This is a genomic window from Pontibacter sp. HJ8 (assembly GCF_054824225.1).
Genome location: NZ_JSYF01000118.1, coordinates 1 through 24,594 on the forward strand (window position 1 = coordinate 1; position 24,594 = coordinate 24,594).

At 51.9% G+C, this 24,594-nt stretch carries 21 protein-coding genes; 9 read left to right on the forward strand and 12 right to left on the reverse strand.

Annotation, left to right across the window (positions count from 1 at the left end; translation table 11 throughout):
• Positions 1-947 (reverse strand): hypothetical protein (locus tag OB13_RS06575; protein ID WP_461489357.1); only part of this gene is annotated, 947 nt, incomplete at its 3' end.
• Between the two features lie 265 nt (positions 948-1,212).
• Here OB13_RS06575 and OB13_RS06580 point away from each other — a divergent pair.
• From OB13_RS06580 to OB13_RS06590, 3 genes are all read left to right on the forward strand, one after another.
• Positions 1,213-2,379, forward strand: a complete 1,167-nt coding sequence (locus tag OB13_RS06580; protein ID WP_461489358.1) for a trans-sulfuration enzyme family protein — start codon at positions 1,213-1,215, stop codon at positions 2,377-2,379.
• A gap of 196 nt (positions 2,380-2,575) precedes the next feature.
• A complete protein-coding gene (locus OB13_RS06585; RefSeq protein ID WP_461489359.1) occupies positions 2,576-5,983 on the forward strand; it encodes a choice-of-anchor J domain-containing protein in 3,408 nt (1,135 codons plus the stop codon).
• A gap of 221 nt (positions 5,984-6,204) precedes the next feature.
• Positions 6,205-6,570: a hypothetical protein gene (locus OB13_RS06590; RefSeq protein ID WP_461489360.1), complete on the forward strand. Its 366-nt coding sequence runs from the start codon at positions 6,205-6,207 to the stop codon at positions 6,568-6,570.
• 292 nt (positions 6,571-6,862) lie between these two features.
• Here the strand turns inward: OB13_RS06590 and ggt are convergent, their stop codons facing one another.
• Both ggt and OB13_RS06600 read right to left on the reverse strand, forming a co-directional pair.
• The gene (ggt, locus tag OB13_RS06595) at positions 6,863-8,602 is read right to left on the reverse strand and encodes a gamma-glutamyltransferase (protein ID WP_461489361.1); all 1,740 of its coding nucleotides are present in this window, start codon (positions 8,600-8,602) and stop codon (positions 6,863-6,865) included.
• Between the two features lie 87 nt (positions 8,603-8,689).
• Complete coding sequence (locus OB13_RS06600; RefSeq protein ID WP_461489362.1) at positions 8,690-10,798, reverse strand: carboxy terminal-processing peptidase; 2,109 nt, start codon at positions 10,796-10,798, stop codon at positions 8,690-8,692.
• Positions 10,799-11,179: 381 nt separating this feature from the next.
• On the opposite strand from OB13_RS06600, the gene OB13_RS06605 reads away from it, so the two are divergent.
• Entirely contained in the window at positions 11,180-11,743 is a 564-nt protein-coding gene (locus OB13_RS06605; protein ID WP_461489363.1) for an arylesterase, read from the forward strand.
• A gap of 60 nt (positions 11,744-11,803) precedes the next feature.
• Here the strand turns inward: OB13_RS06605 and OB13_RS06610 are convergent, their stop codons facing one another.
• From OB13_RS06610 to OB13_RS06635, 6 genes are all read right to left on the reverse strand, one after another.
• Entirely contained in the window at positions 11,804-12,391 is a 588-nt protein-coding gene (locus tag OB13_RS06610; protein ID WP_461489364.1) for a DUF4142 domain-containing protein, read from the reverse strand.
• Between the two features lie 63 nt (positions 12,392-12,454).
• Positions 12,455-12,871, reverse strand: coding sequence for a response regulator (locus tag OB13_RS06615; RefSeq protein ID WP_461489365.1), 417 nt, complete (start codon positions 12,869-12,871; stop codon positions 12,455-12,457).
• A gap of 305 nt (positions 12,872-13,176) precedes the next feature.
• Positions 13,177-13,713, reverse strand: a complete 537-nt coding sequence (locus OB13_RS06620; RefSeq protein ID WP_461489366.1) for a hypothetical protein — start codon at positions 13,711-13,713, stop codon at positions 13,177-13,179.
• Between the two features lie 264 nt (positions 13,714-13,977).
• Entirely contained in the window at positions 13,978-14,646 is a 669-nt protein-coding gene (locus OB13_RS06625; protein ID WP_461489367.1) for a fasciclin domain-containing protein, read from the reverse strand.
• A 167-nt stretch (positions 14,647-14,813) separates the two neighbouring features.
• Positions 14,814-15,917, reverse strand: coding sequence for a S1C family serine protease (locus tag OB13_RS06630; RefSeq protein ID WP_461489368.1), 1,104 nt, complete (start codon positions 15,915-15,917; stop codon positions 14,814-14,816).
• A 52-nt stretch (positions 15,918-15,969) separates the two neighbouring features.
• Positions 15,970-16,542 (reverse strand): RNA polymerase sigma factor, encoded by a 573-nt coding sequence (locus OB13_RS06635; RefSeq protein ID WP_461489369.1) that lies wholly within the window; start codon positions 16,540-16,542, stop codon positions 15,970-15,972.
• An 83-nt stretch (positions 16,543-16,625) separates the two neighbouring features.
• Between OB13_RS06635 and OB13_RS06640 the strand changes: the two genes are divergently transcribed.
• Positions 16,626-16,886 (forward strand): hypothetical protein, encoded by a 261-nt coding sequence (locus tag OB13_RS06640; protein WP_461489370.1) that lies wholly within the window; start codon positions 16,626-16,628, stop codon positions 16,884-16,886.
• Positions 16,887-17,096: 210 nt separating this feature from the next.
• On the opposite strand, the gene OB13_RS06645 is transcribed toward OB13_RS06640, so the two are convergent.
• Positions 17,097-18,284 carry a proline dehydrogenase family protein gene (locus OB13_RS06645; protein ID WP_461489371.1) on the reverse strand — a complete coding sequence of 396 codons (1,188 nt, stop codon included), beginning with the start codon at positions 18,282-18,284 and terminating at the stop codon, positions 17,097-17,099.
• A gap of 171 nt (positions 18,285-18,455) precedes the next feature.
• Between OB13_RS06645 and OB13_RS06650 the strand changes: the two genes are divergently transcribed.
• From OB13_RS06650 to OB13_RS06665, 4 genes are all read left to right on the forward strand, one after another.
• Complete coding sequence (locus tag OB13_RS06650; protein WP_461489372.1) at positions 18,456-19,586, forward strand: chorismate mutase; 1,131 nt, start codon at positions 18,456-18,458, stop codon at positions 19,584-19,586.
• A gap of 86 nt (positions 19,587-19,672) precedes the next feature.
• Positions 19,673-20,710, forward strand: a complete 1,038-nt coding sequence (gene aroB / locus OB13_RS06655) for a 3-dehydroquinate synthase (protein ID WP_461489373.1) — start codon at positions 19,673-19,675, stop codon at positions 20,708-20,710.
• Complete coding sequence (locus OB13_RS06660; RefSeq protein WP_461489374.1) at positions 20,707-21,936, forward strand: 3-phosphoshikimate 1-carboxyvinyltransferase; 1,230 nt, start codon at positions 20,707-20,709, stop codon at positions 21,934-21,936. The genes aroB and OB13_RS06660 overlap by 4 nt, the downstream gene beginning before the upstream one ends.
• A 4-nt stretch (positions 21,937-21,940) precedes the next feature.
• Complete coding sequence (locus tag OB13_RS06665; protein ID WP_461489375.1) at positions 21,941-22,462, forward strand: hypothetical protein; 522 nt, start codon at positions 21,941-21,943, stop codon at positions 22,460-22,462.
• Between the two features lie 126 nt (positions 22,463-22,588).
• On the opposite strand, the gene OB13_RS06670 is transcribed toward OB13_RS06665, so the two are convergent.
• Both OB13_RS06670 and OB13_RS06675 read right to left on the reverse strand, forming a co-directional pair.
• Complete coding sequence (locus OB13_RS06670; RefSeq protein WP_461489376.1) at positions 22,589-23,395, reverse strand: ABC transporter substrate-binding protein; 807 nt, start codon at positions 23,393-23,395, stop codon at positions 22,589-22,591.
• Positions 23,396-23,491: 96 nt separating this feature from the next.
• Entirely contained in the window at positions 23,492-24,562 is a 1,071-nt protein-coding gene (locus tag OB13_RS06675; protein WP_461489377.1) for a M42 family metallopeptidase, read from the reverse strand.
• Positions 24,563-24,594: the final 32 nt, after the last annotated feature.

Here is a 24,594-nt window from a genome sequence, read left to right on the forward strand (position 1 = left end):
CCTGACAGGTATGCGGGCAGTTGCTGCACAAATTCTTCGTAGCGCTGCAGTCCCATGGCCTGGGCCACATAGCACTCGTGTATACCATTGAGGTAGCTCACGATCTCGAGCAGCGACTGGTGGAACAACTTGAAATCGATCTCAGCCTGTACGAAGCGCTCAATCTCGCGGTGCGAGTTGGATATACGCAGCCTTGCCAACAGGTCAAACAAAGTTGTATAACCCACCCGCCAGGTCATCTGCTGCCAGTGCTGCGGACCAAACTTCTGCAGTACCTCCCCGGTGCGGCTGCTACGGATCGCAGTAGCGGCGTTGGACTGCACCTGCTGTCGCACTGCTTTCGTCTTCATGCGGCGGGTCGTACGCAAAAACTGACCGATCTGCGCCTGCGCCTCCAGCTCCTTGTTGGCTATCTGCAAGCCCGGCTTGTAATGCGCCAACGGCAAACGATTCACATTGAAGTGGTCATAATGCCCCGAAGCATAAAAGCTCATTGCCTGCGGGTAAGCGTTCTTGACAACCAGCCTTCCTGCTTCTCGCATCACAAGCGCCTCATTGCTGCTCTTGATCTGGCGTGTGTACAGGAATGCCTGGAGTCCGGCAAACACAGCATAGTAAGCCTGTGGGAAAGTCCAGTGCAGGGCGTTGCGGATATAACTCTCATCGCCCAGCTCGGCCGTAGCACGCAGCGCATACTCGGTGCTCCAGCTGTTGAGCAACAGCCGCTTCACTGCTTCTACGTCCTCTTCGGTCAGCTCGGCAGGCACCTCCTTGAAGTACGCCAGTTGCTGCAGCCCCATCCCTTCGTAGTGGTTCAGGTGGTAGTTTATCGCGAAGAAGTAGTTGAGAAACACCTGCGCCGGGATGGATTTATGCCATTCCTTGTCCAGCTGTTTCTGCTCCTCCGGATACAACGATATGATATTTTCTTCTTCTTTCTCTTTCATGTATTTAAAACATCAGCACGCCCCCAACAGTTGCAAAACAGGCATCTTTTTTCATATTATTCAGTTATTTAATTGCTTGATAATCAATTAATTATAACATGTATTTGAAAAAAATATGACCTCTATGCGATATGCTAAAAGCGTCCTTGTTTTAGGCTGGGAACGCGCGTGCAGATGCCCGGTACAGGCGCTGGTTGCAGCAGTCAGATCGTACAACACGTATCAGGAAATAAGAGTGAAAAGGCTAACCTAAATCTGTATCGAAATGGAGCTATCATATATCCTGAATGAGTTGGGCGAGGACCGTGAACTGTACTTTAATGCGGTGTCGCCACCTATCATCCAGACCAGCAACTTCGCCTGCAAAACCGTAGAGGACATGCGCCAAATGTTGCGGCATGAGGCCGAAGCCTACTTCTATACCCGGGGGAATAACCCTACCATCACGATGCTCGAAAAAAAGCTGGCAGCACTGGAGGGAGCGGAACACGCGATCGCCTTCGGGAGTGGTATAGCGGCAGTATCGGCAGCTGTGCTCTCGCAGGTCAATGCCGGCGACCACGTCGTCTGCGTGAAGAAGCCCTATAGTTGGACCAATGCACTCATGCAGCGTTTTCTGCCGCGCTTTGGGGTGGAAGTCACCATGGTAGACGGCACCGCCCCGGACAACTACCGCCAGGCCATCCGACCCAATACGCGCCTGCTCTACATGGAAAGCCCCAATTCCTTCACCTTCGAGCTACAGGACATAGCGGCCATCACGGCCCTGGCCCGGGAACATAACTGCAGCACCATCATCGACAATAGCTTTGCCTCGCCGCTGCACCAGAACCCGATCAAGTTTGGCGTTGACCTGGTGGTGCACTCCTGTACCAAGTACATCGGTGGCCATTCGGATGCCATGGGCGGTGTGATCTGCGGCCGCCGCGACACCATCAACAAGATCTTTGAGCGGGAGTTTATGACATTGGGCGCCGTGCTGTCGCCACAGGATGCCTGGTTGCTGCTGCGGGGGCTTCGCACCTTGCCGGTGCGGATGGAGCGGATAGCGGCTACTACCCGCAAAGTAGTGGCCTGGCTGGAGCAGCAGCCGCAGGTAGAGCGTATCCTATACCCCTTCCTGCCCTCCAATCCGCAATATGAGCTGGCGCAACGCCAGATGACCAACAACTCAGGCCAGTTCAGCATCGCTCTGAAGACGGATGACCTTAAAAAAGTAGATCGCTTCTGCGATAGCCTGCAGCACTTCCTGATGGCCGCATCCTGGGGTGGTCATGAGTCGCTGATATACCCGGCTGCGGCGTCCTATAATTCGGGAAATTACAAGTCGTCGCTCAATTTTAACCTGGTACGCTTCTATATCGGGCTGGAGGATGCGGATTACCTGATCCGGGATATAGAACAGGCGCTGGCCACCATCGGGGAGAAATAACAGGTATAGCATAAAAGCAGTATATAGTGGTAATTCATTATTTTTTAACCATTCCGTAACATTACATTAAGCACATATTGTTACATTTGCAGGATGGTTCTATGCGGCGCTTTTTATGGGCTTAAACAAATGTGCTTCAGTGTTTTGCATGCTTTCCTTTCCCTGAAAAATCATTCTCCGTTTCTAATTTATATCTATGTCTAAACATCTACAAAAGCTTTCTGCTCTTGTGCTGGTATGCTGCGGCCTTCTGGGTAGCAGCGAGGCACACGCGCAATCCCATCCGCAGGCACAGTCCCTGCCGTATGCGCAGGATTTTTCTGACCTGCCACACGCTTCCACGGAATATCCTGCCGGCTGGCAGGGTTGGCTTCTTGCCTCCAGTCCGCTGTCGAACTTCCGGACAACGGATGCTACCGGTGACCGAGCCATGCTGGCAAACAGTACTTCCACCACCACCAACGGAGCCATCCACAACTACAATGGGAAGCTGGGTTTGCTCAACAGCGGCTCGGTGGACCTTAGCCTGGCTTTTGCCATCAACACCCTTCAGAAGACTGCTGTAACCGTGGCTTTTGACATGATGACCCTGCGTAATCCGTACGATGGCGGCAGCAATACCAGGATCAACGAGATCACGCTGCAGTACCGGGTAGGTACGAGCGGGGCTTTCATCAACCTGGATGGTACCCAATACCAGAACAACACAGAAAAATTTGCAACAAGCGGTAATACCGAACCTCAGAAGGTAGAGGCATTTACGGTAACGCTGCCTGAAGCAGCTGAAAACCAGGGAGTGGTACAATTGCGCTGGGCAACGCGCCAGATCAGCGGCGGCGGTTCCAGGCCAAGCTTTGCCGTGGACAACATCGAGGTAAGCAGCCTGAGCGACAGCAAGAATCCGATGGTGCTCGCGCCCGGCGCTATAGCCTTTGGCGATGTAGCCCTGAACCAGCCCAGCGTAGCCTCCTATACCCTGACAAGCACCAGCATAATAGGCAACGTGCAGCTGACCGCTACAGGTGGCTTCACTGTTTCCCGGCAGGAGGCTGCCGGGTATGCCACCAGCCTGACTTTCTCTGCAGAAGAGATGGCCGCTAACCCTGCCGTGTATGTGCGTGTGATGCCGACGGCAGCAGGTGCGCTGTCGGGTACCATCACCCATTCCGGTGCTGGTTTCGAAAGCGTGCTTACTGAAGTGACGGCAAATGCCGTCAGCCCTTTTGTACAGAATTTCAACTCCTGCGGTACCACACTGCCAGGCGGCTGGAAAGCGTATAGCGTGACAGGAGACCAGGTATGGGCCTGTACCACATTCGGCCGGGAAACCGAGGAAAGCCCGCGCAACAACGCCGTGCAGATAAACGGCTACAGCGGCGCTGCCCGTGAAAACGAGGACTGGATGATCTCGCCTACGCTGAACCTGACTGATTTCAACATCGCAGCTCTTTCTTTCTGGACCAGAACCGCTTTCAAAGGCCCGGGCATGAAGCTGATGGTATCCACTAATTATGATGGCGTGAGTGCCCCAACTACAGCCACGTGGACGGAGCTGAACGGCGACTTCCCGGCCATGGCGTCGGATGTATGGAAGCAATCCATCGTAGACCTGACAGCTTACAAAGGCGCTGCCGTTCATGTCGCCTTTGTCTATACCTCTGAGGCTGTGTTGGATGGTGCAGCCCGCTGGACATTGGACGACTTCTCTGTAGAGAACGTAGACCAGCTGCTGGTAGCCAGCGACTTTAGTGTAGATTTCGGTGTGGTGGAAGTGCCGGATGCTTCAGCCCCGCATAGCTTCAACTTCTCGGCACCTGGCTTCCCGCAAGGTATGACCTTGTCTGTAGGAACTGATTTTGAACTTTCCAAAAACGGCCAGACCTACGCCGCTTCGCTGACTTATACGGCTGCAGAAGCAAGTACTTCCAACACGGTGTATGTGCGCTTCAAGCCAGCCAGTACCAAGCTCCGGTCATCGAGCAACATAACGTATACGAGCGGCGATTTCACTACCGTGAGAGGAAGCCTGACCGGATCTTCCCTGCCCAAGAGCAGCACCCTGGATATCGTGTCTTGGAACCTGGAGTGGTTTGGCGCTGACAAAGACGATAGAGGCGCTGAACTGGGTCCAGATAACGAGGAATTACAATTTGCCAATGCCAAAAAAGCGCTTCAGACGCTGGACGCAGATATCATCGCTTTCCAGGAAATAGCAAACGACGAAGCGATGCAAAACCTGATGGCCGAGCTTCCTGCGTATGACTTTGTGCGTTCCGATGTGCATTCCTACTCCTGGGACCCGAGCCGCAACCTGGTGCCGCAAAAGCTATACGTAGCCTTCCGGAAGGATGTGGTAAAGGTGAAGAGTCAGAAAGTGCTGCTTAACAAACTTTACCAGGATGTGCTGGCAGGCACTGCTACTTTGCCAGGCTATCCTGCTGCGCAAACGAGCTTCTGGGCCAGTGGCCGCCTGCCGCTGCTGGTGGAACTGGAAGCCACAGTAAATGGCGTAACGCAACAGCTTTATGTGGTGGACCTGCACACAAGAGCCAACTCCGGTACCAACGTGACGCCTTACAACCAGCGCAAGTATGACATTCAGGTGTTAAAGGACAGCCTGACAGCGCAGTATCCGAACGTGAACCTGGTGATGCTGGGTGATATGAACGAAGATGTGGACATCTCGGTGGTAAACGACCTTCCTTCTACCTTGAACCCATTCGTGCTGGACAGTAACTTCAAAGCGCTGACGTACGACTTAAGTGTAGCCGGTGGCTATACCTATGCAGGCGGTTCTTTCCAGAGCTTCCTGGACCACATCATTGTATCGGAGTCCCTGGTAGATGAGTACATTGAGGAATCTGTTGCGATCGAGAATCAGTTGCTCAACGTGATTCCGAACTACAGAACCACTACTTCGGACCACGTACCGGTATCTGCCCGCTTCAGCTTCAGCGCCACCCCGGCGGTAGCGTTTACCGAGGCGACGGTTACCAGGACAGAAGGCGATGCCCCGTTTGCCGTGAACCTTTCGCTTTCGGCCCCACAACCCAAAACACACACAGTATACCTGACAGTAAAAGATGGTGCGACTGCCACAGCCGTGGATTATACGACTGCTCCGGCCGCTTCCAATAATGTGATCGCGGTAACAGTTCCGGCTAATGCTACTACCGCTTCCTTTGATGTGAGCATCGTGGATGACAAGCTGGTAGAGTCTACCGAGCAGGTAACCTTCTACATCAGCAATGTGACAACTGATCTGGGTATGGCAGCAGCCGCTCGTAGCTTTACACTGGCGATCCGCGAAAATGACTTCTCGGCAGGTATAGCACACGGTCAGGATCTGGCTTTCCGCCTGTACCCGAACCCGACACAGGGCGCTGTTGTTCACATCTCGTTGCCGGAAGAAGTATCGGTGCTGGATGACATGACACTGGTGCTGCGTTCCGCAAACGGCATCAAGCTGCACGAACTGAGTGGCAACCTGAACAGTGTGCAGCAGCAACTGAACGCGAAGGTAGCCGGCCTGCGTAACGGCATGTACTACGTGCAGGTGCAGGCAGGAGGCCAGGTATACCAAGCCAAGCTTGTGCGGAATTAATCTCCTGTACGAACTAATTTAAGAGCGGCCTTCTACCTGGTAGGAGGCCGCTTTTTTTGCCTGGGCTATACTGGAAGCAGCCTTTCGTAGTAGGCGTTGTAGCTTTTCCATACCTGCTAAATATTCAGGGCTACCTGATGTATAGGTATAACCTGAAGCGGCGGCTAACGGTAAAAGTGTAGGGAACAAACGAGACGACTATGACAGACAAACCACAAATAATGAACAACATTCATGCGACAGCGCTGATAGGAGCAGGATTGGCCAGCTATCAGTTGAATGAGAAAAGGCCTGCCACCGCGCTTATACCTGCCGTAGCCGGAGCCTCACTGCTTCTGATGAGTAAGGAGATCGAAAAGGGAAACCAGACAGTGGCACACGTGGCTGTGGGCATTACGGGGCTGTTGCTGGCGCAAACGGGCCGGATGTTTTTGCAGGCCGCCTTGCCAGATGAGGCAACGGAAGCCAAATTTGACAGCGATACCCTGAACCGCCGGAAGCTGGTGTTCGGCCTGATGAGCACGACAGGTATAGCCGCCATGGCGACCTACATTGCCGGGTTCATCGAAAAGCGGAAGAATGGTTAAGCGCAAAGGCGCAAATCTCAGATTCGTGCCTTTGTGTGGATGTAGGGTCTGCGACCCTACGGGCTCGAAGAAATCTAACGTGCACTCGCTATACCTTCAGCATCCTTCTCTTATCGTCGACCCTTGCGTATTCTAACTGCATATTTGGGCTTTGCAAGCCGTCAGAGTTATAAGCCCGGCATGATAGCAGGGCACAAGTCTGTAAATTTTTGCCAGAAGATAGTTTACCTCAAACAGAACGAGCCAGCAGGTATAGCACCTGCTGGCTCGTTCTGTTTGATGCTATACCTGCTTAGAAACCTACCGCGGTATCATCCCCCCGTGGATCGGCACCTCCTTCGAGTTTGCCGTTTGGTAATACCAGTATACCTTCTACGGCGCCATACCGGTTGCGCTGCTTTAGTTTGTAGCCTTTACTTTCCAAGATAGCTCTCACCTCAGGAGAAATGGCGTTGGGCTCATGCTGGATCTCATCAGGTAGCCACTGGTGATGGAAACGGGGGGCGGCTACGGCTTCCTGCATGGTCATGCCGTGTTCCACAACGTTCAGGATGGTCTGAAACACAGAAGTGATGATGGTAGAGCCACCCGGTGTGCCCACTACCATGTAGAGCTTTCCGCCCTTCTCCACGATCGTCGGGGTCATGGCGCTGAGCATGCGTTTGCCAGGCTGCACAGAATTTGCCTCGCCGCCTATCAATCCGAACATGTTGGGTACGCCCGGTTTGGCACTGAAGTCATCCATCTCGTTGTTGAGCAGAAAACCGACGCCCTCTACCACGACCATGGAGCCATAACCACCGTTAATGGTGGTCGTAATGGAAGCGGCGTTGCCAAACTGGTCGACGATGCTGAAGTGAGTGGTCTGGTCCGATTCATGAAAGGCAAGATCACCGGCTTTTACAGAAGCGGACGGCGTGGCCTGCTCCAGGCTGACATCTTTCATACGGCCCTGCAGATACTCTCTGTTGAGCAGCTCGTTTACCGGCACTTTATAGAAATCGGGGTCACCGAGGTAGGTGGCACGATCGGCGTATACACGTCTTTCGGCTTCTACCATGAGCTGAATGGTCTCGGCTTGCTGCCACCCTTTTTGCTTGAGATCGTACGGCTCCACCATGGTGAGCAACTGCAGCAAGGCGATGCCTCCGCTCGAAGGCGGCGACATGGAGATCAATTTGAGGTCTTTGTATTTGCCGGTAATCGGGGTGCGCCAGATGGCGTTGTAGTCCCGCAAGTCCTGGTGCGAGATGATGCCGCCGCCCCGTTGCATTTCTTTTACCAGCAGATCCGCTGTCTCGCCGGCATAAAATCCTTCGCGTCCCTTGTCGCGAATACGCTCCAGCGTGCGGGCCAGGTCAAGGTGGTGGAGCGTATCACCCGGCTGCCAGGCCTGCTGCCTTACCAGGTAAGGCGTGTGCTTGTTGTAGGCGACCATTTCTTTGCTGGCATTGTTGAGCATGCGGGCCTCGCGCTCCGTCAGCACCACGCCGCGGCGGGCCAGGTCGATAGCAGGCTGCACCAGTTCAGCAAAAGGGAGAGAGCCCAGTTTCTCATGCATTTTCACCATCCCGTCTACGGAGCCAGGTACGCCGGCTGCCAGATGGCCCAGCAGGCTCAGGTCGGTGACCACATTGCCCAGGGAGTCGAGGTACATGTCGCGGGAGGCAGCTGCAGGAGCTTTTTCCCGGAAGTCGAGGGCGCCGGTCTCGCCGGTATGGTGGCGGTATACCAGGAATCCTCCTCCGCCAATGTTGCCGGCAACCGGATAGCAGACAGCCAGGGCAAACTGGGTGGCAATGGCTGCGTCATAGGCGTTGCCGCCCTTTCGGAGTATCTCCAGCCCGATGTTGGAAGCGTCGGGGTGCGCCGATACGACCATGGCTTTTCCGGCTACTACGCCTTGCCGGGCAGCTTCCTGTTTCGTGCCGGGGCTGGTGGTGCAACCGGAGAAGGTAAGCAGCACAGCTGCAAAGTAAGTGAACGTATGACGTCTCGTTTTGGGCCGTGACCCGGGCAGGTGAAATCTCATAAGGGGAAGGTATGGTAGAGTAGGATGCAAAATAAAAAAAAGCCGGCTATATACATAACCGGCTTTTTACTGTCTGCTATTTTATGCTTACTTGATATCGTCCTGTATGATGGCAACCGCCTCTTCGACGTACACATCTTTCTGGAGGCTCTTAACAAAGTCTTTGCTGCGTGCTACTTTGGCTGTGTCGCCGGCAATAGCCTGCAAATCCGTCTTCATCCTGGAAACACTCAGAACAGGTACTTTCTTTTGTGCTTCTTCCATTTGTTTGTTGGCCACCTCGCCTTTTCGCTCTTCTTCCATGTACTTCTTCATGTTCAGAGAGCGTGTCGTGACGTCTACCTGCTTTTTGAGACGCTCACCGCTTTCCTTGATCACCTGGAAGCTTTCGTTTTTAGCGATGCGATCGCGGCTGCTCGCTTGTATGGCAGGTATGTTCAGCTTGTTTTGGGTCCATGGCTTGTAGCGGGCAGGAGATATCTCGTCAAAAGGAAGCGGATAATCCTGCTCTTTCTCGCCAAACTCCAGGTAGCTGTAGGCATCCGGCAACACGACATCAGGCGTTACGCCGCGGAGCTGTGTGGTGCCTCCGTTGATGCGGTAGAATTTCTGGATCGTGAGTTTGAGGGCGCCAAACGGCTTGTAGGGATCGAACTGCGAAGGCAGGGCTTCGTCCAGCTCAAAGAACTGCTGTACGGTACCTTTGCCAAATGTAGGGCTGCCGACTATGACAGCACGCTTGTAGTCCTGCATGGCGGCAGCCAGGATCTCAGATGCCGAGGCACTGTTGGCATTCACCATCACCACCAGCGGGCCGGCGTACTGCACCTGCGCGTCGCGGTCATCGAGCACCACGGTCTTGCCCGAAGCGGTCTTTACCTGCACGATCGGGCCTTGGTCTATAAACAGGCCTGCCATTTCCACGGCGTCCGCCAGGGAGCCACCGCCGTTGTTGCGCAGGTCCAGGATAAGGCCTTGCATACCTGCCTGCTTCAGTTTTTCTACTTCAGCCTTCACATCAGCCCCGCTGTTGCGGCCCCCGTTGCGCTCAAAGTCTGCATAGAAACCAGGCAGCTTGATATAGCCGATCTTCTTTGCTTCATCGATCATAGCAGACTGGGCGTACGTTTCCTCAAACACAATCACATCCCGGATGATGGGGATGATACGGGTGCTGCCGTCCGGCTTACGAACGGTCAGGCGTACTTCGGTCCCTTTTTTACCACGGATCAGCTGGATGGCATCGTCGATGCGCATACCTTCGATCAGTACCGGATCTGCACTGCCCTGGGCTACTTTCTGAATCGCATCGCCCGGCTTCAGCTCACCCTGCAGGTAAGAGGGGCTACCCGGAACAATTTCCATCACTTTGATCTGGCCGTCTTTCTCCTGCAGCGAGGCACCTATACCTTCCAGGCGGCCGGTAAACTCGATGTCAAAATCTTTTTTGGCTTTCGGAGGAAGGTAACCTGTATGCGGATCGTATACATTGGCTACGGCATTGATGAAGGTAGAGCGGCGGTCGTCGCGTGTCACCTGTGCCAGGCGCTTATAAAGCTCATCGTAGGCTGTCTTTACCTTTTCCCTGGCTTCGGCTTCCATCTGTTCCGGCGTCTTCTGATCTTTTTTATCGCCTTTGGCCAAAGCTTTTTCCTGTTCCTGCTGCATATCCGACAGGCGGACCAGCGTCTGGTACTTCAGTTGCTTTCTCCAGGCTTCTTTCAGTTCCGCTTTGTCTTTGGCAAATTTGAGTTTTTTGCCATCCAGCTCAATTACCTCTTCCTTTGTAAAGTCAAAAGGCTTGGCCAGTATTTCCTTGTAATAGGCTTCTGATTCTTTGGTGCGCTTCTCGATGAGGTCGGCAGAAATGTCAAAGAATTCAAAAGAACCTAACTTGAGCTGGTCATCGAGTGCGGTCTCATACTTGCGAAGCATGGCAACATCGGACTCAATCAGAAACTTTTTGTTGAAATCGAGGCGCTCCAGGTATAGCTTGAACGCTTTTTTGGAAAAGCTGTCATCTACCTTCTCCGGGCTGTAGTGGGCAGAATTCAGGCCCTGCATCAGGGCCTTGATCAATATCTCATTTTTTCCTTCTGGTGTGCTGTTCTTACTATAGAGTATAAAAGAGCCGGTCAGTAGTATCACTGCCAGTACAGAAAGGAATATTTTTAATCTGGTTGTCAAGGATAGCATTTAATTAGTTAGTTGGACTATAAAACTATACGCAAAAGTAGTGCCGCAGATGGTCAGGGAGCTCCTACTAAGCCTGCAAGTCCTAATGTAGCATAATTTAAAATATATCACAAAAGGCTGCAGCGTATAGCAATTCTACAGGGAGTGCAACGATACGTTAACGCGCACACTTACTGCTTACTATAACTGAAGTGTTGTTTTTTTCGTTTCCGAAGCATACCAAATCTTGTGAAGCTTAGGCCAGGGTATAGGTACCGGTCAGCAATAAACCGCTACCGGCCTTAAAGTTTCATCGGGGATCCAAAAGCCGCCGCAACGCATGGGCAGCAGTGCTTTAGCGTCTAAATACTAACGTAAGACTGCTGCAGGCAGGTAAAGAAAATGATGAAAACAATACTTTTTTTTGGGGATAGCCTCACGGCAGGCTACGGGGTATCGTCAGCGCAGGCTTATCCGTCGTTGTTGCAAAAGAAACTGGAAGAGGAAGGGTACGACTATACGGTCATCAATGCAGGTATAAGCGGGGATACAACGGCCAGCGGCCTCCACCGCCTGGACAGGTGGCTGGGCAGGCCTGTCGATATTTTCGTGCTGGCCCTGGGTGCTAACGACGGACTCCGGGGTATACCTGCCCGTGAAACCTCCCAGAACCTGCAGCAGATGATCGATAAGGTAAAACACAAAAGTCCTCAGGCACAGATCCTCCTGTCAGGTATGGAGATCCCGGATATTGTACCGGGCCGCTACGCGGCAGAGTTCAGGGCACTGTTCCGGGAGCTGGCGATCAAGAATAATGTTGCCTTTGTCCCTTTTCTGTTAGAAGGGGTGGCAGGTATGCGGCACCTGAACCTGCCCGATGGGGTACACCCCAATGCAGAAGGGCAGAAGCTGCTGGCCCGCCATACCTGGGCGGTACTGGAAGGACTGCTGAAAAAGGAGCTGTAAAAAAAGAAGGCGGAGCTGCATAGCTCAGCCTTCTTTTTTAGATATACTTCCCTATTCTGTTTAGCTCTTGAGGTCCTCCCTGTGCTTCATGGCTTCTTCCATGTGGGCGCGCACTTCTTTCGCGCTGTTTCTGGACCAGAGGTTAAAAGCGGCGTTGTCTGTCTCTTTTAAGGTTTTCACTTTGTCGTCAAACACATTCAAAGCCTCTTTGTGTGCATCCACAACGGTATCCCAGTAGGCTTTGTCAAACTCTTTGGGGTCTTTGTCACGCAGCTCCTGGACCTTTCCCATCTGGTCATCGGCCATGTTTTGGGGCAGCTTTGCGGCATTCTCCCCAGCTATCTCCTTTAACTCCTTTTGCCTTTTGGCGTACAGGTCCACCATCTTTTGCCCGTACTGCCTTACCTCGGGGGTACTGCCTTTCTCAACGGCCAGTTTGCCCAGTTCGATCTGCAGGGCGGAGTTATTATAGGCATAGCCCATAAACTCCCCTATGTCCTCACTCAGAGTCGTATCTACCGAGGCAGTCGTGGTAGGTTGTTCTGTCTCCGTGGCAGTGGTCGTGTCCTGCTCCTGCGTTCCCGAGTTACAGGATATTAAGGCAACCGAGCCGAAAAATAAGCCCGCTGCCATCCATAAGTTTTTCATAGTCTTCATGCTTTCGTATCTTTTAGATTTTCTAAAGCATACGAAACTCATGCAAATTGTTTGCTAACTGTTGACGTGGTCAGTAGTAGAAAGCTGATTATGGAGCATGACGAGCGATAAGGGCTTTTGCAGAAACCCTTTGACAACGCTATAAGTAAGGGCGCGGTGGATGGTCTCTTCTTCCTCACTGGAGGAGAGGATAGAGACGGCTGCCTGCTGTGATTCGTGATAGCCTGCCTTGTAGTATTCTTCCAGAAACGAAAAGCCATCCTGATCTGGCATGCTGAGATCGAGCAGGATCAGGTCGGGGAAGGACGGTCCCTGCTGCATTGCGGCATTGTGAAGAAAATCGAAGGCTTCCGGTACGCTCTGACATACGGAGATGCGATGGCTTATATCTGCGTCCTCCAGTATGATTTGTGTAAATACGTTGTTGATTTCATCATCATCTACAATCAGAATATGATTCAGTTTGTACATCCAATCTCTCCTGTGGCTAAAAGTTATTATTTAAGTAAAGGTATAAGCTTTTTAGTTTCTATTTACCCGTGTGCAGGGCAGAATGAAAATAAAAAAATAAAAGGTACTAGTTACGTTCCTAACGTCGGGGAAAGTAGTTTACGTACAGGGAATATGAAAAAAAGAATTATTTATACTTAACAGACTGATCATTAAATGATTGGGTAGTCAGAAGAAAGCAGGTTTGAAAGAGGGGATAAAAGCAAAGGCTCGACTCCTCCCGGAGGACGAGCCAAGCCTTTGTATTAACTACAAAAAGTTAAATGCTAGTAATAGATATGCTCTCCGCGGTTTTTCTGGAAGTGCTGCTCAAAGTAGCGGGCATCCTCTGCGTTATGCGGATTAAAGCCTAGTACGATGTTACCTTCCTTCACGCCTTCTTCGTATACCTTGGCGCGTTCCTCCGGAATACCGGCTCCTACCAGTGCACCGATCAGGCCACCTGTCAGGCCACCAGCACCAGCACCAGCCAGTCCGGCTGCCAATGGGCCGGCTACTATCAGGCCAAGGCCCGGGATCGCAACGGAAGTACCAATAGCTGCCACAGCACCTATAATAGCACCCAGTGTACCGCCGATGGCAGAGCCAGCGCCTGCACCTTCCAGGGATTTATTTCCCAATTCGGTGTCACCTTCTTTATTTACCTCGTCACCGAAGTGGCGCTTGCGGCCTTCAGCAGATAACACCACATTGATATCATCTTTGTCATATCCTCTGGCGCGTAATTCTTCATAGGCACGCTCAGCACTCTCTCTGTCTCTGAACATGGCTGTCATCATGTTCGATTTATCTGTTCTGTTCATAGTTTTATATTATTTAGTTTATTGGGTCAACCGGCCTTTTTTTAAGACCAGTTTATTTTAACGATTCTTCAGGGGTAGGGTTACGAAGTGGCGGTAGGTTGCCTATACCACTCATCTAAACAGGAGGTAGTTTGTACCGATTGCCATACCTGTAAAGATGCGGAATGAGGGGCTGATCTGTTGCAGGAGCATCTCATTGCCTGTGGTTTAGAAATAAAAAAAGCCTTCTTTTAGGGGAAGGCTTTTTTATACTATCTGATTCTACTATTCTTTTTCAGTTACACGGTCGGCAGTTACCAATACGCGGTCCACCACATGAATGACACCGTTCGAAGCTTCAATATTGGGTTCTATGATGCTGGCTCCACCAATGGTGATATCGTTGGCTCCGGTACCAACCTTTACATCAATGTAATCATTTTCAGCGACCTGGATACGTTGGTTATTCTGCAGCTGGGCAGTTGTTACTTTAGCACCGAAGAAATGGGGCTGCAGTACTTTTAGAAGTTCAGTTTTATTTTCAGGCTTTTTAAGGTAGTCCAGCTGACCCGCAGGAAGCTGTTCAAATGCTTTATTGGTCGGTGCAAACATCGTAAACTCACCTTGTCCCTGCAGTGCAGCGCTGATACCGGCTGCTTCGACCAGACTCAAAAAAGTCGAAATATCACTTTTGGTCTTGGCAACGTCAATGATGGTCATGGCATTGGTCTCCATACCTGCAGCCATTGTATCAGTGGCGATGGGGTCCGTTGCGGCAGTATCCGTCGTTACTTCTGTTTCGGTCGCCTCGTTACCAGCCATGGTCTGAGTCTCGCTCATGGTGCTGGTTTCTTCCGTGGCCGTTGCATCAGTTGCTTCGCCAGAGCTGGCACAGCCATACAGGAATCCTGCAGCGAGCACAGCAGCAATTGGTTTTAACATTTTAATTTTCATAGCATATAGGATTTAGAATGGTCAAAAACGGCATGTAACGTTTCCAGAACCTCACACACTGTCTATTTAACTGCTTCTGCCTTAAAATGTTAGCAAAAAAGGGGATTATCTGCAGATTTATGGCAGACAATCCCCTTTTTTATTGTAATAAAACAATAAAATGCGCCTTAGTTATAAACTTTGACTACAAATACATAGTCCTGTAATTTTTTGAGTTGTTGTGTCCTGGAACTACCGGTAAGGGCATTATTCAGGGGCATGGAGACCTGTGCAAGCTTGTAGTTCTGCTGCATTTCGGCTATCATCTGCAACAGGTAAGAAGATTTCACGGCAAAGGCAGCGCCTTCCTGGCCGGCTTGCTTGCCATTGATCACGCCGATGATGTTTCCTTTGTCATCGAGGAGCGGCCCCCCGCTGTTACCCGGGTTAAGCGGGATAGAGATCTGGTAAGAAGTGGTATCTCCTTCGAAGCCGGAGGCAGAGCTCAGCGAGCCTTCTCCGAAAACGATGTCTTCACGCGGGAAGCCCAGGGTATACACACGTTCCCCCAGGTCAGAGGATGCCGTCTTGAAGGTATAAGGCAGCTTTCCAAAACCTCCGAATGTGGGATCCTCGATCTTGAGGATGGTCAGGTCATAGTCTGTATTGCGGTGTACTTCCGTCACTTTATACTTCAGGCCGGCCTTGTTTTCGATGAGGACGGAGTCAGCCCCTGCAATTACGTGGGAGCTGGTCACAATATAACCATCCGCACTGATGGCAAAGCCAGTACCGCTAAAGCGGGCGCTCCGCGGAGCCGGTGCTGTGGCGTCGGCGCTGGCTATACCATTGATAAGCGCGCGCTGCTCCTTCTTGATTTTCTCAACTTCCCTGCGAAGCTCAATGTAGCGGGCTGCCTGCTGGCGTACCGGAGCCTTCATTTGCTGTACGCTAAAGAGGGTACCGAATACAGAAAGCAGGGAAACGCTGGCTGCTACAGCTATGGTCTGCGAATGCTTCTTCCAGAAAACTTTCCAGGTCGGTGGGGTTTGTTCCGTAGCTGGGACGGTCTGTTCAGCTTCCATACCGCTGTGGATGGCGTTGAGCTTCTGACGGAGGTGCTGGCGTTGGCCATAATGCTGCATCGCCTGCATGAGCTGCCGGTGTTCCTGTACCTTATCAGCAAGCCTGAGGTCGGTCAGCAGCAACGCCTCAAAGGCTGCCTTCTCTTCAGCCGGCATACCGCCGCTGAGGTAGCGCTCTATTTGCTCGTAAATGCGGTAGTCTAACATTATCTTAAAAACTATACCTTCTGCAAGGTGGTAAAACTCAGTTCCGGGCTGCCTATACTTCCGGCTTGTAAGCAGCAAAGAATAACTTCTTCAGTCGCTGCAGGCACTTGTACTTCTGGTTTTTGGCTGTATCGGTATTGGTATAGCCAAACTTATCGGTGATGTCCTGCATGTTCTGCATGCGGATGTAGAAGTCTTCCAGCAGCGTGCGACAGGGCTCGCCTAGTTGGTCCAGCGATTCGGCCATCACGCCAAACTGCTTTTCATTTTCCTCGTGCAGCGGGACATCTTCCTCCAACATCAGAAAATTGTCAGAGTCTTCGATTCTGTTGGCGTAACGGCCTTTTTCAGCCAGCCGCTTCAGCCACAATCTTCTGCACACGGAGTAGAGGTAGGTCTTGATCTGGCAGCTCAGCTCCAGGCTGTTTCCCCTGATCTTTTCGTAGAAAACGATGACGCCTTCCTGGTAAATGTCTTTGGCCTCATCATCAGTTCCACTGTTGCTGATAATGAAGTGAGAGATCATGGGGAAGTGAAGCTTATACATGTAGGCAAGGGCTCTGTCATCATTGTTCCGGATACCCTCCATGATCGCCTCATCCGTTTCATACAAACTCTTCTTCATTCCGCTCTAGTTTTAATACTTCCGGCCGCTTTTTGTAACCCATCGAAAAAAAAATTAAAAAAATAAAAATAGCCGGGTTACCTATGGTTGGTTCTGGTATGAAGTTCAAATTCGAAACCAAAACACTTAATCACAAACACAAAATGAAAAATTTATTCAAAATCGCTTTCGTAGCGTTCGCCCTGGTAACTTTCACAGCTTGCAACACTGAAGAAGCTGCTACTGAAACTGAAGCTGTAGAAACTGAAGTAACTGAAGAAACTGTTGAAGAAACTACAGTAACTGAAGACACTACTGTAACTGAAACTACAGTTGAGACTGACACTACTGTAACTGTACAGTAATCAGTACCAGAACTACAGGCAATACCTTATAGTTCTATAAGCACACAAGAAGGCCCTGCCAGCTGGCAGGGCCTTCTTGTTTTTATGCCGCTGCTGTTTTGAGCCCCAGCTCATCTTTCTTCTCAGTTCAAAAGAATCTTCCGGGCTGCCGGCACCCTTCTGCCAATAACTTCTGGCAGCCAGGATATATTGCCTGGCTGCGTTCGCAAATTATCGTTTCTTATTTTTCCGGCGGTCCATCTCTTTCCGGATGAGCGTAAACTCACGGCTGCTTTGGCCGGCGATGGCGGTGTTCTCATTGGCGCGGCGGAGCAGGTAAGGCATCACCGCTTCTACCGGTCCGTACGGGACATATTTCGCTACATTATACCCGGCATGCGCCAGGTTATAGGACAGGTTGTCGCTCATGCCGAAGAGCTGGGCAAAATATACGCGCTCATCATTCGGGGCTATACCATATTCCTCCATCAGTTCCATCAGCAGGTAAGAGCTGTTTTCGTTGTGGGTGCCGGCGCAGATCGCAATCCGGTCCAGGTGCTGCACACAAAAGCGAAGCGCGTTGTCATAGAGCTCATCCGATGCGTTTTTGGTCGGGTTGATAGGGCTCGGGTAGCCCTGTTCCTGGGCACGCTTACGCTCTTTCTCCATATAAGCACCCCGTACGGGCTTTACGCCCAGTATATACCCCTGGGCCACTGCGTTCTCGTAGTCCTGCCTGATGGCATCCAGACGGTCGTGGCGGTAGAGCTGGTAGGTGTTGTAGACGATCGCTTTTTGTTTGTTGTACAGCGCCATCATTTCATAGGCCAGGTTATCGATCGTTTCCTGAAACCAGCTTTCCTCGGCATCAACGAATACGCGTACGTCCGCTTCGTGGCAGCGCTTGCAAATGGCATTCACCCGCTCCCGTCCGCGTTCAAAGGCGGCGCGCTCACCGGCCGAAAGTTCCTGGCGGGCCTGTACTTTCTCCAGCAGTTTGGTTTCGACCAGGCCGGTTACTTTGAATACTGAAAAAGGGATATTCTTATTGCCCCTGGCTTTCTCTACCGTTCGCAGGATCTCATCCCGTGTGGCATCAAAACTTTGCTCGGTGCCTTCGCCCTCCACAGAATAGTCCAGGATCGTTCCGATGTTATACTTGGCCAGCTCCCGGATTGCCCTTTCGGACTCCTGGATGGTTTCTCCTCCACAAAAATGGTTGAAGATGGTCGGTTTGATGATAAACTTGACCGGCAGGTGCAGGGTAAGGGCCAGGTTGAGCAGGCCGCCACCCATTTTCACAAACGTGTTGCTGTTCATGGATTTGAACAGCAGGTACATTTTATAAAGTTCAGCGTCGGACTTGGAAGAAAATGCGACAGCGGTGTCGTCAAAAGATACGTTGGTAGCCAGGTTCATGTAAGTGTGTATTTGCGCTCACAAAGATAATGTATCAGGTCTAGTTATCAACCATCTTACAAGATAGTTGTAGAGTCTTATGCGCTTCACGAGCCTGTGGTGCTGTTATTAAACCTGTGCAGCTGCATTGCTGTTCTATTTAGGTTAACTTTGCAATAAGAATGACTGGTCATGAAGTTTAGTAAGAAAGATACCTATTTTTCGGGACTGCTGGCAGAGCGGGGCAGGCCCCTGGTGATCGCCGGACCGTGTAGTGCCGAAAGCGAAAAGCAGGTTATGCAGACAGCAGAGGCACTGCAGCAGCTGAAGGTGCACCTGTTCCGGGCCGGCATCTGGAAGCCCCGTTCCAGGCCAAACTCCTTTGAAGGAGTAGGTTTGCAGGGCCTGGCCTGGCTGGGGCGCGTGAAGCGGGAACTGGGACTGCGGGTGACCACCGAAGTGGCAACTGCCCGGCATGTGGAGGAGGCGCTGAAGCAGGAGATCGATGTGCTGTGGATCGGTGCCCGCACTACCGTAAATCCCTTTGCAGTACAGGAAATAGCCGATGCCCTGCGCGGGGTGCAGGTGCCTGTGATGGTCAAGAACCCGGTGAACCCGGACCTGGCCCTGTGGATCGGCGCCATTGAGCGCATCTACCATGCCGGTATTACAGACCTTGCTGCTATTCACAGAGGCTTTTCCTCCTACCAGAAATCAAAGTATAGAAATGTACCTGTCTGGCAGATACCGATCGAATTGAAAGCGAAATTCCAGGGATTACCCTTGATCGTGGATCCGAGCCACATCGGAGGCAGCCGGGACCTGATACATCCCTTGTCGCAACGGGCGCTGGACCTGGGGTATGACGGGGTGATGATCGAAACGCACCCGAACCCGGAGGAGGCACTGAGTGATGCGGAACAGCAGGTAACCCCGGCTGCGCTGGCCGCGATACTTGGCAAGCTGCAGGTGCGCAAAACCAATTATGACGATGCTGAGCTGGTAAACAGGGCGGAAGAGCTGCGCCTGCAAATTGACGTTGCAGACCATGACATCATCGGTGCACTGGCCAGGCGGATGGCGCTGGTGGAGCAGATAGGGGAATACAAAAAGCTGAACAATGTACAGGTTCTGCAGCTGGAGCGCTGGAAAGAGATATTCCGAACACGTGCCGATTGGGCCTCCGAAGCAGGCATAAATCCGGCTTTTGTAGAAGAGCTCTACAAACTCATCCATGTAGAGTCGATCCGGGAACAGACCGCTATACTGCAGGCGGGTAACCCGGAAGCGGAGCCTGAAGAAGATACGTTGACTACAAAATAAGCGAAAACCTCGGTTTATCTCTTGCGGGAGTAGCAGTAAGTCCTAACTTTATACCGCACATAGGCCTATATAGAATAAACTGAATCGTGACGGAGAATATTTATATCGGGGAGGATTCGCTGCAGCAACTGACGGAGCTGTTACAGAACCCCGCCTTTTCAAAAGTAGCTGTGTTGGTGGACGAGCATACGCTCCTCCACTGCTACCCGCTGCTAAAACCGTACCTGCCCCAGCATGATCTCATCCAGATACAAAGCGGGGAAGAACACAAAACTCTGCAGACCTGCGAGCTGATCTGGCAACGCATGACGGAGCTGAACCTGGACCGCTGGTCGGTGCTGGTGAATCTGGGCGGCGGTGTGATCGGCGACATGGGCGGATTCTGCGCGGCGGTGTTTAAGCGGGGGCTATACTTTGTGCAGGTGCCCACTACGTTGCTGGCGCAAGTGGATGCCAGTGTGGGCGGTAAAACAGGCATCGATTTTCATGGGCTCAAGAACCACATCGGGGTATACAGCGAGCCCCGTGCCGTTCTCATCAACCCTGCTTTTCTGCGCACGCTGCCGCAGCGGCAGATTAAATCAGGGTATGCCGAAATCATTAAGCACTGGCTGATCGCGGATGGCGATACCTTTGAGGAGCAGCGCCAGGTCGGCTTGTTCCATGAAAATTGGGAAGAACTGATCCGGCATTCCGTCGCGATCAAGTCCGAAGTGGTAGCGGCTGACCCACTGGAAGCTGGCTACCGCAAGGTCCTGAATTTTGGCCATACCGTAGGCCATGCTGTGGAAAGCTACCTGCTGGAAAAACCCGGCCGGGAATTGCTGCACGGCGAAGCCATTGCGGTAGGTATGCTGTGCGAGGCCTACCTGTCGGTGAAGAAGGAGCTGCTGAGCCAGGCAGCCCTGGAGAAGATAGAGACTTTCCTGGTATCGGTATATGAGAAAGTGAAACTGACGGAAGACGATCTCGGCTTCATCACGCAACTGGCACTACAGGACAAGAAGAATACCCGTTCCACTATAAACTGCACCTTACTGCAAGGTATAGGAAAGGCTGTTTACGACCAGCCCGTGACCCTACAGGAAATTCATGAATCATTGCGTTACTACCAGTTATTATGACCAATACTGTTACCGTTGCCCATCCTTCGGGTATATTGAAAGGAAAAATTCAGCTGCCAGCCTCCAAGAGCGAGGCGAACCGCGCGCTGATCATCGCTGCCCTTTCGGGTAAGGAGTCAGAGCTGCAGAATTTATCGGAAGCCAATGATACGCAATTGCTGCAAAGGCTACTCAAAAGTGATGCTGAAACGATCGATGCCGAAGATGCAGGCACGGTCATGCGGTTCCTGACGGCGTATTACGCAGTTACAGGGCAGCATAAAACGCTCACCGGCACCGATCGGATGTGCCAGCGGCCCATCCGGGTGCTGGTCGATGCCCTGCGTGAACTGGGCGCAGGTATAGATTATTTAGGAGAAGAAGGCTATCCGCCCCTTCGCATCCGCGGTTTCCAAGGCAATGGTAATAACAAGCTGAAAGTGCGCAGCGACATCAGCAGCCAGTATATATCGGCACTACTGATGGTCGCCCCCCTGTTGCCCGAAGGACTGGAACTGGAACTGGAAGGCAAAATCGGATCCCGGCCATACATCGACATGACCCTTGCGCTGATGCGTCATTTCGGTGTGACGGCCACCTTCGAGGGAAATACCATCACGGTGCCACACCAGCAGTATACCTCCGCGGTATTTGCAGTAGAATCGGATTGGTCGGCAGCCAGCTACTGGTATAGCCTGGTGTCATTGGCCAAAGAAGCAGAGATCACGTTGCTTGGTCTGAGAGAGCATTCTTTTCAAGGCGATAGTGCTATCGCGGGGATCATGTACCGCCTGGGGGTGCACACTACCTTTACCGAGGAAGGCGTGTTGCTGCAGAAAAAGCATCACGAAAAGCAGGTTTCCATCGACTTTTCCGATTGCCCGGACTTGGCGCAGACAGTAGTGGCGCTCGGGGCCGCATTGGGCGTAACGGTAGATATGACGGGGGTGGAGAGCCTCCGGATAAAAGAAACGGACCGCATACAGGCCCTGCAGATTGAAGTGCTGAGTATGCACGCACACTTAGAAGAAGTAACCACGGGTGTGTTTCGCATGACTCCGGGTTTGCTGGGCAAGGAGGAGCTGTCTTTCCGTACGTACCAGGATCACCGGATGGCCATGGCGTTTGCTCCGATTGCTTTGTTACAGCCCGTTCGGATACAGGAACCAGGCGTGGTGCGAAAATCTTATCCGCGTTTCTGGGAGGATCTGGCCAAAGTCGGGTTTGAGCTAACGTATAGCGAATAACAGCATGGAAAAGAGGCGCCTGTATGGAGATGCAAGCCTGATCGAGCTGCTGCTCACCAAAATGCAGCTGGTCGAGACGGCCGTGGGCGGCTATGCAGCTGTTTACAAAGACCCGGCTACAGGTGCTTTCTGGCTAAAATATTACGCAACGGCTGCCACGCAGGGTGGCGGGTACCTGACCCTGATGAAGCTGCCGGCCCCCTCCATCGGGGAACTTATCGGTATTGCGATCACCTCCGTCTTTGAAGACGAGGCAGTGGCGGCTGTATTGCGCCTGCTGGACGAGGAAGCGATAGAGAAAAAAGAGTTCCGGTTGGAGCTGATCCGGAAACTGGAACAGCTCCATCCCGGACTTGAAGTGCAGCCTGATCGGCTCGTGAAAATCATCAAATTCTCCAGCCTGGATGATTCTACCAACAGGCGGGAGCTCCTTCATAAAAGCCAGGAGCAGATTCAGGAAGATGCCTCTTACTTCACAGGTATAGCAGAAAGAGCAAAACTACTACTGGAACGCTTAGGGGGTTAAGATGGCGTGAATACTGTCCCCGAAAGAGAGGATGACGTCAATGTTGTAGAACAGTCTCGTAAATAAAAATTTCACCTATACCTGTTCTCTCTTCCATAAGGGGTAGTGGCGTATAAATTGCCAGGGTTAAGACACCATATTTCTGACCTCTTCCACGATTTGTTGCAGGTAAGCCGGAGCATGCAACAACCGGCTGCCATACCAGCTGAACATTTCCCCATCCACTACTTTGACGACAGCCTGCGGGCACAGCTTTTGGAATTCAGCTAGGTGCTTTTCCTGAAAAGGGTAAGGTTCTGAAGATAGTAGGATCAGCTGCGGGGCTGCCTGCTGCAGCTGTGCTGGGGATACCTCCGGATACCGGGCCAGGTCAGCAAACGCATTCACAAAACCACACCGCTGCAGCATATGGTCGATGATGTTGTGGTTGCCTGCCGCCATATAGGGTTTGCGCCAGATAAAATAGGCTGTTGGTATACCTGGCTGTACCGGCTGAAGTGCTCCAAAGCCGGATGCTATACCTTGTATCAACTGTTTTGCTTTGGCTTCGGTACCGGTCAGTTGCCCTACCTGCTGCATCATCGCCAGCGCATCCTCCAGGGTATAGATATCACTCATCCATACCTTGTACCGCTGCTGCAGCAGCTCTATCCCTTCTTTGTAGTTCTCTTCCTTATTCCCGATGATCAGGTCGGGCTGTAGCCCATCGATCACCTCGAACCGGAAATTTTTGGTACCTCCTCTGATCGTTTTCTGCTTTACCTGCTCCTTGGGGTGAATGCAGAACTTCGTAAGACCCACGATGCGATCCCCAAGCCCCAGATCAAATAACAGTTCTGTTTGCGAAGGCACCAGAGAAACGATGCGTTGTGGCAGTTGCGGCAACACGATCCGGTGGCCAATCTGGTCGGTGAAGGTATGGGGAAAGCTCATGTTCAAAAATAAAGAATTCGAAGGGGACTAAAACAAAAACCTCACAGGTCTGATAGACAGACGCTGTGAGGCTTCACATTGGCTAAAAGTGAAATCTTACTTCAGGTAACGGAAATCCTGGTTATCTTCGATCTTGAGCAAGGTCTCATAAATCAGCTTGGTTACATTCTCCACGTCCTCCTTATGCACCGTCTCTACTGTGGTGTGCATGTACTTGAGTGGCAACGAGATGAGGGCTGAGGCAACGCCTGCGCTGGAATAAGCAAACGCGTCTGTATCGGTGCCGGTTGCACGTGAAACGGCAGAGCGCTGGAACGGGATCTCTTTTTCTTTGGCAGTATTGATGATCAGATCCCGCACATTGTTCTGCACGGCCGGTCCGTAAGCAATCACAGGGCCTTTGCCGCAATGAATATCGCCGCTGTTCTTTTTGTCGTACATCGGCGACTGCGTATCGTGGGTCACATCGGTGATGATGGCCACATCCGGCTGAATGCGGTGTGCGATCATTTCGGCGCCACGCAGCCCGATCTCCTCCTGCACAGCATTCACTATGTAGAGGCCAAAAGGCAGTTTGTGCTTACGCTCGTGTATCATGCGGGCTACTTCGGCAATCATGAAGCCGCCAACGCGATTGTCCAGGGCTCGCCCCACATAGTATTTGTCGTTCATCACAGTGAACTCGTCTTCAAAGGTAGCCACGCAACCTACGTGTATACCCATTTCTTCTACTTCTTCGCGGTTGCTAGCACCACAGTCCAGGAACACGGTTTCTATCGTAGGGGCTTTGTCGTTCTCTACCTTGCGCACGTGTATGGCCGGCCATCCGAAAACAGCCTTCACGATGCCTTTGGAGGTATAGATGTTCACCCGCTTGGAAGGCGCGATCAGGGCATCGGATCCGCCATTGCGTTTAAGGTATAGGTAGCCTTCGGGCGTGATGTAGTTCACAAACCACGAAATCTCATCGGCATGTGCCTCGATCACGACCTTGTAGGTAGCCTCCGGGTTGATCACGCCCACCACAGAGCCATAGGTATCCACAAAGTAGTCATCGATATAGGGCTTTACATACTCCAGCCACAATTTCTGGCCTTCTACTTCAAAGCCGGTAGGTGAGGAGTTATTGAGGTACTTCTGAAGAAAGTCAAAAGATTCTTGTCGCATAAATTCAGTTAACAATTACCAATAATCAATTA

What these genes read in the sequence shown, in the direction of transcription:
- OB13_RS06600 (WP_461489362.1), bottom strand. Translation starts at nt 10,798, where the DNA reads ATGCTATCCTTGACAACCAGATTAAAAATATTCCTTTCTGTACTGGCA.
- OB13_RS06620 (WP_461489366.1), bottom strand. Translation starts at nt 13,713, where the DNA reads ATGAACAGAACAGATAAATCGAACATGATGACAGCCATGTTCAGAGAC.
- OB13_RS06640 (WP_461489370.1), top strand. Translation starts at nt 16,626, where the DNA reads ATGGTTGGTTCTGGTATGAAGTTCAAATTCGAAACCAAAACACTTAAT.
- OB13_RS06645 (WP_461489371.1), bottom strand. Translation starts at nt 18,284, where the DNA reads ATGAACCTGGCTACCAACGTATCTTTTGACGACACCGCTGTCGCATTT.
- OB13_RS06675 (WP_461489377.1), bottom strand. Translation starts at nt 24,562, where the DNA reads ATGCGACAAGAATCTTTTGACTTTCTTCAGAAGTACCTCAATAACTCC.
- OB13_RS06635 (WP_461489369.1), bottom strand. Translation starts at nt 16,542, where the DNA reads ATGAAGAAGAGTTTGTATGAAACGGATGAGGCGATCATGGAGGGTATC.
- OB13_RS06670 (WP_461489376.1), bottom strand. Translation starts at nt 23,395, where the DNA reads ATGAGCTTTCCCCATACCTTCACCGACCAGATTGGCCACCGGATCGTG.
- OB13_RS06590 (WP_461489360.1), top strand. Translation starts at nt 6,205, where the DNA reads ATGAACAACATTCATGCGACAGCGCTGATAGGAGCAGGATTGGCCAGC.
- ggt (WP_461489361.1), bottom strand. Translation starts at nt 8,602, where the DNA reads ATGAGATTTCACCTGCCCGGGTCACGGCCCAAAACGAGACGTCATACG.
- OB13_RS06615 (WP_461489365.1), bottom strand. Translation starts at nt 12,871, where the DNA reads ATGTACAAACTGAATCATATTCTGATTGTAGATGATGATGAAATCAAC.
- OB13_RS06665 (WP_461489375.1), top strand. Translation starts at nt 21,941, where the DNA reads ATGGAAAAGAGGCGCCTGTATGGAGATGCAAGCCTGATCGAGCTGCTG.
- OB13_RS06660 (WP_461489374.1), top strand. Translation starts at nt 20,707, where the DNA reads ATGACCAATACTGTTACCGTTGCCCATCCTTCGGGTATATTGAAAGGA.
- OB13_RS06610 (WP_461489364.1), bottom strand. Translation starts at nt 12,391, where the DNA reads ATGAAAAACTTATGGATGGCAGCGGGCTTATTTTTCGGCTCGGTTGCC.
- OB13_RS06650 (WP_461489372.1), top strand. Translation starts at nt 18,456, where the DNA reads ATGAAGTTTAGTAAGAAAGATACCTATTTTTCGGGACTGCTGGCAGAG.
- OB13_RS06585 (WP_461489359.1), top strand. Translation starts at nt 2,576, where the DNA reads ATGTCTAAACATCTACAAAAGCTTTCTGCTCTTGTGCTGGTATGCTGC.
- OB13_RS06625 (WP_461489367.1), bottom strand. Translation starts at nt 14,646, where the DNA reads ATGAAAATTAAAATGTTAAAACCAATTGCTGCTGTGCTCGCTGCAGGA.
- OB13_RS06605 (WP_461489363.1), top strand. Translation starts at nt 11,180, where the DNA reads ATGATGAAAACAATACTTTTTTTTGGGGATAGCCTCACGGCAGGCTAC.
- OB13_RS06580 (WP_461489358.1), top strand. Translation starts at nt 1,213, where the DNA reads ATGGAGCTATCATATATCCTGAATGAGTTGGGCGAGGACCGTGAACTG.
- OB13_RS06630 (WP_461489368.1), bottom strand. Translation starts at nt 15,917, where the DNA reads ATGTTAGACTACCGCATTTACGAGCAAATAGAGCGCTACCTCAGCGGC.